Genomic DNA, 13932 nt, shown 5'->3' on the forward strand with positions numbered 1-13932 from the left:
AGATTTCCATGAGGAAGGGAATTTATACCTTACAGCAGCAGAGACAGCTGTTCGGAGCCCAACGTGGACCTTCGCTTTCTTGGCAATTTGGGTGCAGCAGGTGACGAAGCAGAAGAGAAGGCCGCAGCCGATTTTCTCTTCAGCCGTTCAATCCTTTTTTCCAATTCAGCGGCTTCCGTTCCCGTATCCTTCTGTCGATCACTCCGGCTGCCAGCTCCCGGTCGACTCCCGTTACGCTTTAGCGCGCCGCGCCGCCATACGAGATCGAGGGCTAGCTCAGCGTAATCCAAAGCCGGCTTCCATTCTTTCACTTTGTGCTCATAATACATAGACAGCTCAATATATGGCTCAAGAGCTGCGGTGCGGCTGACGCCCTTGCAAGCAATATAATGCTTCCACAGAAGACAAGCTTCAGTCAGGTTCCGCCGCCGTTTGAAAAATTGAGCCAGCGCAAGCAAGCAGTCATCCACATCACCGGTATTCCTCTGTGATTCGTCTGAGAGCAATTCCTCCGCTAAGGCACCCAAGGCCTCGTCGGCCTTCGCCTGCATACCGATCTTCTCCAGCCACAGCCCAAGCCGGAACCATTCTTCCCTGCCGAATTCTCGGGCATGCATCCAGTCGAGCTTTCCGCCCAGTAAAGCGGTGAAATGTACAGCCAACCCGGCCAACGACAGGACGTCCAGCTCGTTATGCACAAACACGCCTTTTAGAACCTCCGGATCCCGCTCTGCCAAATATTGAAAATAAAGCGCAGGCGCCATAGACCCGGGAACATCATTCTCCCGATGCACGCCAAGACGCTCCTCTTCGACATTACCTAGTCGGCAGGACGTCAGCGAATGCTTCCATAAACTTCTGGACGGATACAGAAAATCGATATGTCCAGCAGGCTCGGACTGCAGCGGCATTCGGTTCATAATGTACCGGTTCTTGATGATCGGCCAGTCGAACGACTTGCCGTTATAAGAAATTAGCACAGGACGGTTTTTCAGCTTGTCTTGAAGGTACCCAAGCATGGCCGCTTCTTCTCCCGGGTGCCGAATCAGCATTTGCTCAACTGTAAAATGATCACCCTCATAGAACCCGATTCCGATCATAAAAGAAACATTCCCCGCGCCGTGGCCTAGTCCAGTCGTCTCCGTATCCATGAAAAGCAGCCGTTCGTGTGGCATGCCGAGAGCTTCGGCCAGGCCATTTTCGGCTTCTCCCGAAGCCAGCAAACGCCAAAGCTCATTTGCGCTGCCGACCAAATCACCCAGTTTGCTGCCGCCGTGCCGATATTCGGCCTCGTAGGTGCGCCGACGGAGTACAAAATCCCCCCACTCACTCTGTTTCATGACCGCGCCGACAACGCCCCATTCATCTTCAGACGCAGCTTGTTCGTCGTGAACAACAGCTACTGGCGTCACTTCAGTTCTCTTATGTCGCATCAGCCGTTCCCTGAGCGAGCTCATCCTATTCCCTCCAATCGACGCAGCAAGCTAAGCGATAGCTGCTTTCCGGTCATACCTACTTCCTCGATCGGACCTACACAGGCCGGACAGCCGCTAAGACAACCGCATGATTTGATAAGCCGCTGCGCTTCGATCAGCAACTTCCCATGCACTTCGTATAGCCGTTCACTGAGACCTACACCGCCAGGATACCTGTCATAGAAAAAAATCGTAGGCTGCTTGTTATGCACGGCTTTCACCTGCGGAACTACGCGGATATCGTGCGGATCGCACATCAGATACAGTGGGGCGATATGAACCAGCACGTTAGATAAGCCGAGCAGCGCAAACTGCATATCGTTTACTGTCATTCCAGCGGCCACCTCATCGTCGAAGGTAAACCAATAAGAGCTGGTATGCAGTTCTTCCTCAGGAAGATGAATCGGTCCTGAGCCTATGTTCTCATGCGATCTCAGCTTGATTTTTTTGAATATCGTTGCTTTAGCGTTCACCGTTACTTCCCCGTACTGCCGCAGCAGCCCTCGCTCAGTCGCTTCCCGGTGCACGTGAAGAACCTTTAGTTGAACCGCCAGGTTGGCGTCCGTAAAATAATCGACCTTCACTTCGCGGACATACGCTTTCTTCTCTTCATAATCCAACTTCTCTACTTGAAACTGAACGCCCTCATGAATATAGATCGCTTCTTCATGAATTAGCGTTGGAGCGCTGAAACGGTCAACTTCACCGAGTACACGCGCACCGTTGGTCATATCTATGATAATAAAGTTTTCCTGTGCGGCGGAGCGCAAGCTGATATCATGTGCCGGAAACGACTGCTCCATCCAATGCCAGCGGTTCTGCACCCGGTGTAATATGCGTTCCTCCGTCAAAAATTCCAAAATGTCCTTCAGTGATTCGTCCCCGAACTTCTCATTCTCTTCAAAAGGCAGCTCGTAAGCGGCGCACTTCACATGATCCACAAGAATAATGAGGTTATCCGGGCCGATCAACGCCCGTTCTGGCGGCCGCTCGATGAAATACTGCGGGTTCTGAATCATGTATTGATCCAACGGATTGCTGCTCGCTACCAGAAACGTGATCGAGCTTTCCTGTCTACGGCCTGCACGTCCCGACTGCTGCCATGTGCTGGCGATCGTGCCTGGATATCCATTTAGTACGCACGCCTGAAGCTGCCCGATGTCGATGCCGAGCTCAAGCGCGTTCGTGCTTACGACCCCGCGGATTTCGCCGTTACGTAAGCCCTTCTCAATCTCCCGCCGCAGCTTAGGTAAATAACCGCCGCGATATCCCCTTATCGATTTGGTTCCAAGCTCATGCGCGACAAGCTCATGTAAATAGGTAAGCAGTATCTCCACTCGCACACGGCTGCGCGCAAATACGATCGTCTGAATCCCCTGCTTCAACAGCAACCCGGCGAGCTTCCGCGTTTCCAGCACGCTGCTTTTGCGGATGCCGAGCTGCTGGTTGACGACGGGCGGGTTATAAAACACAAAGTGCTTTTCCCCCGTCGGAGCCCCGTTGTCATCCACCAGCGCCACCGGTTCGCCAATCAGCCGTTCGGCATGCTCCTTGGGATTATCGACTGTCGCGGATGCGCAGATAAACTGCGGACTGGAACCATAAAAGCGGCAAATCCGCTTCAGCCGCCGGATGACATTAGCAACATGGCTGCCGAATACGCCTCTGTAGGAATGAACTTCGTCGATCACGATAAATTTAATATTTTCAAACAGCTTCACCCATTTGGTATGGTGAGGAAGTATCGCAGAATGAAGCATATCCGGGTTCGTCACGACGATATGTCCGGCATTGCGTATCGCTTGACGCACGGTGGGCGGCGTATCCCCGTCGTACGTATGTGTCTTAATGTCCGCTCCCATGATATTCGCAAGCTCCTGCAGCTCGACGACCTGGTCTTGGGCCAGCGCTTTGGTCGGAAACAAATAGAGCGCCCGAGCGCTCTCGTCATTCAATATTTCCTGCAGTACAGGCAGGTTGTAACAAAGCGTCTTTCCTGATGCCGTAGGTGTCACTGTAACGACGTTCCGTCCGGCGCTTACCTCGCGAAAGGAATGTGCTTGGTGCGTGTATAGCCGCTTGATTCCTCTAGTCTCAAGCGCACTCTGAATAAGCGGATTCAGTCCGTCAGGAAAAGCCTCATACCACCCCTCACGAGGCGGAATCGTATGCCAGTAGGTCACTTGAGACATCAGCTCGGGCGTCGCTTTGACCAATTCTATTAATTCATTTATGGAAGTAACCTTTCCGGTTAATGGATTCATCTCTTCGGCTCCTTTTGACGGTAGCGTCACTCCTATTATATAGAATGCATGTTCGCATTTCAAATCCTTTTTTGCATATGATCCGCTAGAAGCTTGGCTTGGTATACACGGTGCTTTTTCTACGAGCGGTGTGATCATATGCTCACCCCCAATCGATCACGCTCGGATTGTTCGGCCCAGGAGAAAGCACATACATCGCCTTTTTTCCTCGGAGGGCCGTTGTCGGATCGCTTCCAGCTGATTCTCTCCTACCGCATAGCCCCCTCTTAGCCTTCTTCATTCCCTGGAAACATCCGTCCGATTTCCCGTATCATTTGTCCAAGTTCTTTATATACATAGAAAGGAGCAACAGTGGACATCAGCTTCGAATAATCACACAGAGAGCACTTTCGCGTACAGCTCCCCCAAAATATGAAGTATGCTCACCAACGTCTGGACCCTGTCAAACGAATATTCCCCATTATTTAGCGGGGAGCCGCGACCGCCGACAATCGCTGTTTCTTCAAGACGTTAACTTAATAGCCTTTTGCGGCAAGCATCATGGCGACGGATAACCGCCCGGAACAGCAGTATTACAACTATTATTTTCCAAAACCCTTTTATCCCTAATACGAGGTGACCATCATGAATTTGAAGCTCATACACGCTTATAAAGTATGCGTGAGGGTTATCAATGAACATTCCTCCAGCTATTACTGGACCTTCTCGTTTCTTCATGATAGAAAACGAAACGCCATATGGGCCGTTTATGCTTATTTCCGTAAGGTGGATGATAGCGTAGACGAAACAAGAGAGCACATCCTGCTCACGTTGCTTGCCAAAGCCAACACATGGCACAAGCGCAGAACGGCAGCCACTGGTAAAGGACATCTCACATGGTAAATTTGTGGCTTCGTCGCATTACGATTTTGTATGGCTTTTGGTTTATAGGCGGTTATATCCTCGTAACAGGGAATATTCTGCCCACGTGGCTCGAGTGGTCCAACAGCTTTTATCTCATTTTAGGCGGAGTCACCGCTTTGGTTTGGTATGTGAACCGATACGGAGGCCGTCAAGCACTCATCCTGTTCGTCGTTTGCGGCAGCATCTCTTATACGGCCGAATGGATTGGCGTTCATACCGGACGATGGTTCGGGGTCTATGATTATGGCCCCTCCTTCGCTCCTTTGGTGCTCGGCGTCCCGCTTGCCATTCCGTTTGTTTGGTGCATGCTGCTCGTCATTTCCAAGGCCTACGCTCCCATTCGAAACTCTCAAAGAGCCTGGCGTGGATTCCGCCTGTCCGAGAAGCTGTCGCTGGATCGATACAGGATCCAACGTGAGCGCAGACGCATCAGGCGGCATAGCTTCTGGCTTCCTGCCATCTGGGCAGCGACTATGATGACCGCCATCGATTTACTGCTGGATCCTGTGGCCGTTCAGAAACGTTATTTGACATGGAATACGGCCGAGAACGCGGCTTGGAACCCCTCCCCCTACAGCGTTCCGATAAGTAATTACATAAGCTGGTGGATTACTGCCTTACTCATAATTAATATCATAAATTATTTACATGATGAATATTTAGAAAAAGATTATGCCCCTCATAGCAGTCTCTCGTTCATACCGATGATACTCCTGCTGACATTAGAGTTTTTATTTCTTACATTGGCGATCAAAAGCGGACTGTGGTGGGCTGTGGCCGCTAATATCCTGACGCTTGCTGTTTTATTTCTATGGAAGCGCAAGGAGGAAGCCAGATGATATCCGCAGATTATGGCGGCAGCTTTGAAGCTCACTATTCCCTTTATAACCGGTACTATTTCAACAGATGGTCGTCTTTCGCTATAAATACGATGATTCTTCTGTCGCATACGAGCTCTCATAAGATAAATTGTCCTGCGTGTCGCGTTTTTTACTGCGGTATACTAACGCCGGATATTTGCATAAAAAATAGCCCCTGCAATCTTGCAATCAAGGGCTATTTTTTATCGGGTCCGGGATACGTTTATTTCTTAACCAAATTAGGCACAGCTTTATCATAATCCTCCATAGTAATTTCACCCATACATACTTGCCGAATCAATTCTTTCTCTTCCGGATTAAATTTCAAACCATCCAATTCCCAGGTCGATTCTATTTCCTGAAGATATTTTTCAAACTGTTCCCTTGTCATGTTCAGATCTCCTTCCGTTTGAAGGTATATAGTCTTCTCATACGGTTTCAAGGATGGTCGTTCTCTATTAAGAATACTATTATAATATAAGTATATTTTCTTATTTTTAAAAAGTATGTCGAAATATAGGAGAACATAAAAAATATACATACAATTTTATTTAATGATTCAATAAATTACCACTCAGTATTCCAAGGGCCATTATAAAACTAACCGTATCCGTTCTTCGTAAGACCCATTGTCCTGCGGGCGCCAACCTTTGGCAGCATGTCATGGTACGTATGGGATGTGTACTGGAATCCCTCATCGCTATGAACGATTAGTCCAGTCACGTCCCTTTGCTTAGTAAAGGCTTGTTCAAATGTCTTCAACACGAGTTCGTTATCGTTTCGCAAACTCATCTGTTAAGCAACGATCTCATTGTTGAACAAATCTTTAATCGGCGAGAGATAGAGTCATTTTCCCCCTACGATATTGGGTGACATCCGTGACCCATTTCTGGTTAGCTCTGCGGTACTGAATTCTTCGGTTCAGCAGGTTCTTCGCCACTCGTTCTCCGGTCGAAGAAGCGTAGTTGCAGCGGTGCTTCCGACGAATCCGGGATCGAATCTCTAAGATTTGCATAAGTCGGAGAACCTTCTTATGATTTATCCAAATGTCATCGTCTTGTAGCAGGCAGAGCTGAATTTGTCGATATCCATAGACTCCGTGATAACGCTCATACACCTGCTGAATGAGCGCTTTCGCGTCCTTATCCCGAACCCACATCTTTACGCTTTAGATAGGCGTAAAATCCGCTTCGGGAGACGTTAAAGAGTTTGAAGATGCTCGCTGATCCTTTGATAGGTCCATCCCTCCATTACATGCAGACGAATGGCCTCTTTCTTCAATTCTTTTGAGAAGAATCTAAACTTTTGTCCCTTAATTGCCATGAAAAATGCACCCCCTAGAAATTCATCGGATAAACCAGGGGTTCCAATGTCCATTCTAAGGGGTGCACTTCAGAGTTGCTTACTGTTAATTTGCTAACCCATGTTTTTACTTTTGCTCAGTATTAGTTAATTCTGCGACAAAACCGCTAAGCTTCGAGGTCAATGCATCAAGTTCTTCTATCATTGCATTAAACCCTTCGGCCTCGTCTGCTTGCGCTTGTACTGCTTTTGCAATTTCATTTAAACGCTGAGATATCCCATTGATACCATCGCTAATATTACTAAGAGAAGCTTCAATTTTAGATGTAGCTTCTTGAGAATTATTCGCTAACTTTCTGATCTCACCCGCAACTACAGAAAAGGTCCTTCCATGCTCCCCAGCTCTCGCTGCTTCAATAGCTGCATTAAGACCGAGTAAATTAGATTGTTGAGCAACCTCTGCAATAAAGTCTACTATTCCATCTATTTCTTTTGAATTGTTACTTACTGAATTGGAACTTTCAGTGATCTCAACTATAGTTGCAGATAACTCTTCTGTCTGAGCCGACAGCGATTGAGAACTTGCTTGAATGTTGTGACTGATTTTTTCTAACATATTAACCACGTTTAACATCTCAAATTCCTTATGAAGACTAATACCCATCGCCAAGATGCCTACTACTTCGTTATCCTCAAATATAGGAACTGCAATTGAACGGAATGGAGGTCCATATTCAGGTGGAGACACCATTGAAAAACGTTTTTTAGTCTTTCTAGCAGTTCCTAATGAATCATGCTCATAAAAAGGATCTCCAATCTTCACCCCAGCATCTAAAGTTGTTCCTGGGGTACAATAGAGGAACTTTTCTGTATCTGCTACTGCTACTATAATATCTTCCTCGGCTAGCAGCGCTGTTATAAAAGGAGCGACATCTAAGAGATTTTTTAATTTTTGTGATCTAACTTCTAGCTTTGACATATTATATTTCTCCTTATAAAACTATTATTTTGTTGTTAAAAAAGTAACCAAACCCCAATTCTTTTAAATCATACCTCTCGAAGGCATAATAAAATTAATACGTGAAAATCGTACCATGGTTTCGACAAAAAATGCATTTTTCATTTTGGGAATTAGAAAACATCCAATTTCATGTACCTTTTCATATAAACTTATCTCTCTAATATAAAAAGAGGACCTTATTTAAAGGTCCTCTTCCTGCATATCAAATTCCTGTATTTATTTCACTTATAACCATGTCCAGCGCTTGAATCTGTCCCTATATTGCCGGCTCATGTTTGCCAACACTATCAACTTCCATCTGTTCAGTAAGCGCATGCTTTCTCCAGATCAAACGTTAGATGTATTCCTCGCTTGTCCGCGGCGAAAAAGTCCCTGGTATCCATTTGATATGCGCTATACCAAAAGGAATGGACCGAGATCAAAGAACGCGTTGGAGAGAAGTGGATCGGCGGTAATCGAGAATTTCTCTTTCAAGGTTCATGTCGTTTCCTGCGCTTTCCCGGGAAAAGTTAGTGTACAGCTTAAAGCAAATCGGAGGAATCGTCGTAATCGTAAAAAATCCCATCCTGAGAAGCCGTCGATTGTAAAGGGGAAAATACCATGGCTGCTGCCGCATTCGTTTTGAGCTTGGCCAGCACTTCATGAAACGGATGTGCCTTCGTCTCCTCGCTCTGCGAACGAATCGCAATTTGCAGTGCCTGCTCGATCACAGCGATATCCTGACTTGTGAAATCCAAACGCAATCCCTCCCTCACATTTTTACTGCAACTATTCTAACCTAAACCCATGTTCTTCATACTAATGCAGAAGCCAACGCTTGGTCAAATTTCAGCAGAACGGCAATGTATCTTGAATCTCAAACACGCTATGGCCGGTTTCGATGCCGACAAAGCTCGTAGCGTACTTCGCATCCCCGAAAAGTATGGTCATTGCCGTCGGCTATCAAGGCGATAAAGAAAGCACTCCCGGAAAGCTCCGGGATCGTGAGAAGCCATCTGATCGCCGTCCACTGAGCCAAAGCGTTTTTGAGGGCGAAATGAGGCCATGAAGGGCCTTTTTTTTATTTCAACCACATATAAGCGGCTGAAGAGTGGTACAGGATAGGAGTACTCTAATACAAACTTTGTGCATGCATAAATTACGTCTGCGGGTGGGATCGTATTATTGGCGCACTTCTGCTGCGCATGACTCTAACCTAAACATAGGAGCTGATCCACCATGGCTAAGCCGGACAATCGTTCGGACAATGTAGAACATCTGCAAAACAATATTAATAACACCATTGAAAACATGGAAGAAGCTGAAGAGTATTTGACAGAGCACGCCGAAGAGATCAGCCCGGAAGAAAAGCAGCAAATCGAATCCAAAAACAATCGCCGCCGTGAAAGCTTAACTTCGTTTCGTTCTGAAATCAAGGACGAAGCGAGCTATCAAAACGAAACATAAAACCTCAAGAATACCTCCATCCCTTCGCTCGGAAGGGATGGAGGTTATTACTTTAAGCACTACCTCCGGTTTATCTTCCGGCTACCGGTATCTCAAAACGGAAATGATCGTGCGCCAAGTGCGTTTCCTCATGAAGAGAACGGGCTTCAGCCACTAATTGCTCGACAAGCTCTCCTTGATAACGAGAACTGATATGCGTCAAGATGAGAGCTTTCGCTCCAGCCTCCTTGGCTGTACGTGCAGCGTCGATCGCCGTAGAGTGATCATATCTTACAGCCATCTCTTTCCTTTGCTCTGCGAATGTAGCTTCATGCACGAGTACATCGGCATTCTCAGCAAGCTTCACCGCATGCTCACACGGCTGGGTATCCCCCAGAATCGTAACTGTACGGCCAGGGATAGACGGGCCAATAAACTCCTGTGCTTGAAGCTCCGTACCGTCCGGCAGCACAATATTTTCCCCGTTCTTGATTCTGCCGAACAGCGGTCCTGATGAAAGTCCGAGCTCTTTTAATCTTGACGCATTCAGCTTTCCTTTTTGCGGTTTTTCGGTGATACGGTAGCCGTAACTGTCAATACGGTGCATAAGTGGAGCAACGGTAACCGCGAGCTGCTCGTCTTCAAATATGAGAAACGGTTCCGTTTCCTGAAATTCTATGATTTCGGTCTGATAACCCAGATGAGAATCGCTCACCCTCAGCGACGTTTCAATAAATTCCTTTATTCCTTTAGGGCCGTAAATGGTAAAAGGAGTCTCCCCTCCTTGATAGGAACGACTTGACATCAGACCGGGTAGACCATAAATATGATCGCCATGCAGATGCGTAACAAACAGCTTTTCCAGCTTGCTAATTTTGACCGGGGCCCTCAGCACCTGATGCTGTGTTCCTTCACCGCAATCAAACATCCAATAAACGTTTCTCTCCGCCAGCAGATTTAGCATGACGGAGGTAACATTGCGTTCTTTGGAAGGCATCCCAGCGCCCGTTCCCAAAAAATATAACTCCACACTCCATCGACTCCCGTTATGTTAAGTCCAATTAGTGAAAAGAGTGGAGCAAGAATGCTCCACTCTTCATAGCATGCCCCAAACCGGATTTAGGCGTTAAAATATCTTGCTCCGGGATGCGCAAACACGATGGCGGACACAGAAGCCTCCGGCTCCATCATGCTGCCCTCGGTCAGATGAACACCAATATCCTCAGGCTTCATCAAAGCGAAAAGCTGCTGCTGGTCGTCCAGGTTCGGACACGCAGGGTACCCGAACGAAAACCGCTGACCACGATATTTGGCGCCAAAACGCTCCTGCATCGTCATCTCTGTTGGATCCGGGAAGCCCCAAACGTCACGCATCATTTGATGAATACGTTCCGCGAAGGCTTCCGCTGTTTCCAGAGCGGCTGCTTGAAGCGCATGCGAGCGCAAATAATCACCTTTTTCACGCCATGCTGCCGCCAATTCGCTGATCCCATGGCCGGCTGTAACAACAAGGAAGCCGACGTAGTCCATTTCGCCGCTGTCCACTGGCTTTAAGAAATCAGCAAGACAGAGATACGGTTCTTTATCCTGCCGCGGGAAGCTAAATTTCTGAAGTACCTTTGTATGATCTTCATGATCGTACACCAGCACATCATCGCCGTCGGCCTGCGCAGGGAAGAAGCGGTACATCCCGTGGGCTTTAATAATTCCCTCGCGCTGCGCTTCGGATAAAATCTGATCGACCGTTTCCTTCAATTGAAGAGCCTTTGGATCCTTCTCTGCCAGCAGATGATCAACTTTTCCTTTCAAGCCTAGATGGTGTCCGAGCAGCATTTGCATGTTGATGTAAGGCATCAAATGGCTCATCGGGTAATCGCGGAGCACGCGGCGTTCCAAATCCGGAGGATGCTGTACCGGCACTGTCCTGTCTACCGTGGATACCTTCACACGAGTCAGGTCAGGCATCTGCTCAACCTTACGCCCGGATTCCTTCACATCCGAATCCATGCTTTCTCTCAGTTCACGAACCAATTGCTCCTTCTGTTTCGGATCGCTGAGCTTGTTCGCGATATCTAAGCCATCCATTGCGTCCTTGGCATAGAGCACAAGGCCGTCGTATTCCGGAGCAATCCGTGTCTTTGTAAATTTCCTTGTCAGAGCCGCGCCACCCACAAGAATAGGAACATCAATACCCGCATTCTTCAAGTCTTGAGCGGTAATGATCATTTGCTGTGCTGATTTAACGAGCAACCCCGATAAACCGATTGCATCAGCCTTCTCTTTACGGTACGCTTCAATCAGCTGCTCCGGTGGTACTTTGATGCCTAAGTTAATGATCTTGTAGCCGTTATTGGACAAAATGATTTCGACCAGGTTTTTACCGATATCATGCACATCGCCTTTTACCGTTGCCAAAATGATTTTTCCCTTGACGGCACTGTCCGCCCTTTCCATGAACTGCTCCAAGTGAGAGACAGATGCTTTCATGACTTCAGCACTTTGCAGCACCTCGGCTACGATGAGCTCGTTGTTGTTAAATAAACGGCCTACCTCTTCCATTCCTTTCATCAGAGGACCGTTAATAATTTCAAGCGGCGGATATTTTTTTAGCGCCTCATCCAAATCTGGAATCAGGCCTTCTTTCGTGCCCTCCACGACATACGAAGCCAAGCGCTCCTCCAAGGTCAAATTCGAAATTTTTTCTTTCTTCTCAACCTTCTTGGTGCGGAAATGCGCAACGAACTCGGCCAACGTATCATCATTCGTATCATAGATGAGGTTCTCCGCCAATCTCCGCTCTTCTTCAGGAATGGATGCATACCGTTCCAGCTTCTCCGTATTGACGATCGCGTAATCTAGACCCGCCTTCGTACAATGGTACAAAAAGACGGCGTTGAGCACTTCACGTCCAGCCTCAGGCAGACCAAATGAAACGTTGCTAAGCCCGAGTATCGTCTCCGTATCCGGCATGGCTTCCTTAATCATCCGAATACCGTCAATCGTTTCTTTCGCCGATCCGATATACTGCTGATCTCCCGTACCTACAGGGAAGACGAGCGGGTCAAAAATGATATCGTTCGGGTTCATCCCATATTTGTTTACAAGCAGATCGTATGAGCGCTGGGCAACTTCCAGCTTGTCTTTTGCTGTAATGGCTTGTCCGCGTTCGTCAATAGTTCCCACAACAGCAGCTGCACCATATTTATGAATGAGCGGCACAACTTGCTCAAACTTCTCTTCCCCGTCTTCCAGGTTAATTGAGTTGATGATCGCTTTCCCTTGAGAATACTTCAGACTCAGCTCTATGACACGATAATCCGTTGAATCAAGCATCAATGGAACCTTTACCTTTTTGACGACAAGCTCCAGGAACTTCTCCATATCCGCCATTTCATCGCGATCCGGATCCTGTAAACAAACGTCGATGACATGTGCACCGCCCTTGACTTGAGCGCGGGCAATTTCCGAAGCTTCCTCGTACTTGCCCTCTGCGATCAGGCGTTTAAACTTACGAGAACCCAGTACATTCGTTCTCTCGCCAACCATGTAAGGACGATTCGCATCCTCGATATATACTGTCTCAATCCCAGAAACAGCCGGGGGATGGACTCCTCTATGACCTCGAGGCTTGTAGGAGCTGAGAGTCTCTGCCATTGCGCGAATATGGTCAGGTGTTGTACCACAGCAGCCACCGGCAATGTTAAGCCAACCCTGCTCGGCAAATCCGGCCATTTTCTTCGCTAACGTTTCTGGTGACTCATGGTAATTTCCGTTCTCATCCGGTAGTCCCGCATTCGGGTAACAGCTGACAGCCGTACCGGCAATATCCGCCAATGTCCGGATATGATCACGCATAAATTCCGGTCCCGTCGCACAGTTAAGACCAACAGATACCGGCTCTAAATGCTCGAGAGAAATATAGAATGATTCAATATTTTGACCGGCAAGCGTCGTACCCATCGGCTCGATCGTACCGGAGATCATTAAAGGCAGCTTCTTCCCTAGCATATCGAACGCTTTGCGAATACCGATACTTCCTGCTTTCACGTTGAGCGTATCCTGCGACGTCTCGAGCAGAAGCGCGTCAACACCCGCTTCCATTAACGCCAGGGCTTGTTCGTAATAGCTGTCAATCAAATCGTCGAACGTGACTCCTCCCGTAACGGAAAGCGTTTTGGTTGTCGGACCCATGGCACCCACCACATAACGCGGCCATTCTGGAGTACTGTATTTATTTGCTGCTTCAATCGCGAGCTTGGCAGCGACCAAATTGATTTCCCGAGCCCGATCCTGCAGTTCATACTCCGCAAGGACCACACTGGTGGCTCCGAAGGTATTCGTCTCTACCATATCCGCACCCGCGGCAAAATAAGCTTCATGAATTTTACGGATCACATCCGGTCTTGTAAGAACAAGAATCTCATTACACCCATCCAGGTCTTCTCCGCCGAAATCTTCCTCGGTAAGATTTTCTTGCTGGATCATGGTGCCCATGGCGCCGTCCAATATCATAATTTTCTTTTGTAATTGCTCTTGCAAAGATGACTTATTCATCTAGGATCCCCTTTCAACCTGCCGCCATATTTATTATATCATTTCAATATGCGGATCTTACGCAGCATCTCTTTCGTCGCTGTCGAACAAACGCGAAAGTTCGCAAAATACATTATCCCTAAAGTGTA

At 47.7% G+C, this 13932-nt stretch carries 12 protein-coding genes and 1 pseudogene; 3 read left to right on the forward strand and 10 right to left on the reverse strand.

Going from position 1 to position 13932, the window contains the following annotated elements; all coding sequences use genetic code 11:
- Positions 1–29: 29 nt before the first annotated feature.
- Both JOE45_RS05070 and JOE45_RS05075 read right to left on the reverse strand, forming a co-directional pair.
- Positions 30–1457, reverse strand: a complete 1428-nt coding sequence (locus JOE45_RS05070; RefSeq protein WP_210021224.1) for a ribonuclease H-like domain-containing protein — start codon at positions 1455–1457, stop codon at positions 30–32.
- On the reverse strand, positions 1454–3739 hold the full coding sequence (locus JOE45_RS05075) for a DEAD/DEAH box helicase (protein ID WP_210021223.1): 2286 nt from the start codon (positions 3737–3739) through the stop codon (positions 1454–1456). Before JOE45_RS05075 ends, JOE45_RS05070 begins: the two co-directional genes overlap by 4 nt.
- Positions 3740–4363: 624 nt before the next feature.
- Between JOE45_RS05075 and JOE45_RS05080 the strand changes: the two genes are divergently transcribed.
- Positions 4364–4621, forward strand: coding sequence for a squalene/phytoene synthase family protein (locus JOE45_RS05080; RefSeq protein WP_210021222.1), 258 nt, complete (start codon positions 4364–4366; stop codon positions 4619–4621).
- On the forward strand, positions 4615–5481 hold the full coding sequence (locus JOE45_RS05085; RefSeq protein ID WP_210021221.1) for a carotenoid biosynthesis protein: 867 nt from the start codon (positions 4615–4617) through the stop codon (positions 5479–5481). The genes JOE45_RS05080 and JOE45_RS05085 overlap by 7 nt, the downstream gene beginning before the upstream one ends.
- Before the next feature lie 244 nt (positions 5482–5725).
- Here the strand turns inward: JOE45_RS05085 and JOE45_RS05090 are convergent, their stop codons facing one another.
- The 6 genes and pseudogenes from JOE45_RS05090 to JOE45_RS05105 all read right to left on the reverse strand — a co-directional run bounded on the left by JOE45_RS05090 (position 5726) and on the right by JOE45_RS05105 (position 8562).
- Positions 5726–5893, reverse strand: coding sequence for a hypothetical protein (locus JOE45_RS05090; RefSeq protein ID WP_210021220.1), 168 nt, complete (start codon positions 5891–5893; stop codon positions 5726–5728).
- 435 nt (positions 5894–6328) lie between these two features.
- Entirely contained in the window at positions 6329–6517 is a 189-nt protein-coding gene (locus JOE45_RS23400) for a hypothetical protein (RefSeq protein WP_245246643.1), read from the reverse strand.
- An 18-nt stretch (positions 6518–6535) separates the two neighbouring features.
- Positions 6536–6661, reverse strand: a pseudogene (locus JOE45_RS24090) (IS3 family transposase); the annotation flags it as partial.
- Positions 6662–6702: 41 nt separating this feature from the next.
- Positions 6703–6825 carry a hypothetical protein gene (locus tag JOE45_RS23785; protein ID WP_280874096.1) on the reverse strand — a complete coding sequence of 41 codons (123 nt, stop codon included), beginning with the start codon at positions 6823–6825 and terminating at the stop codon, positions 6703–6705.
- Positions 6826–6931: 106 nt separating this feature from the next.
- Positions 6932–7783: a methyl-accepting chemotaxis protein gene (locus JOE45_RS05100; protein ID WP_210021217.1), complete on the reverse strand. Its 852-nt coding sequence runs from the start codon at positions 7781–7783 to the stop codon at positions 6932–6934.
- A 563-nt stretch (positions 7784–8346) separates the two neighbouring features.
- Positions 8347–8562, reverse strand: a complete 216-nt coding sequence (locus JOE45_RS05105; RefSeq protein WP_210021216.1) for a hypothetical protein — start codon at positions 8560–8562, stop codon at positions 8347–8349.
- A gap of 481 nt (positions 8563–9043) precedes the next feature.
- Between JOE45_RS05105 and tlp the strand changes: the two genes are divergently transcribed.
- Positions 9044–9271, forward strand: a complete 228-nt coding sequence (tlp, locus tag JOE45_RS05110; RefSeq protein ID WP_210021215.1) for a small acid-soluble spore protein Tlp — start codon at positions 9044–9046, stop codon at positions 9269–9271.
- 70 nt (positions 9272–9341) lie between these two features.
- On the opposite strand, the gene rnz is transcribed toward tlp, so the two are convergent.
- Complete coding sequence (gene rnz, locus JOE45_RS05115; protein ID WP_210021214.1) at positions 9342–10280, reverse strand: ribonuclease Z; 939 nt, start codon at positions 10278–10280, stop codon at positions 9342–9344.
- Between the two features lie 89 nt (positions 10281–10369).
- A complete protein-coding gene (gene metH, locus JOE45_RS05120) occupies positions 10370–13804 on the reverse strand; it encodes a methionine synthase (RefSeq protein ID WP_210021213.1) in 3435 nt (1144 codons plus the stop codon).
- Positions 13805–13932: the final 128 nt, after the last annotated feature.

The sequence above is a fragment of the Paenibacillus sp. PvR098 genome, from assembly GCF_017833255.1.
In the GTDB taxonomy this organism is placed as follows: Bacteria; Bacillota; Bacilli; order Paenibacillales; family NBRC-103111; genus Paenibacillus_G.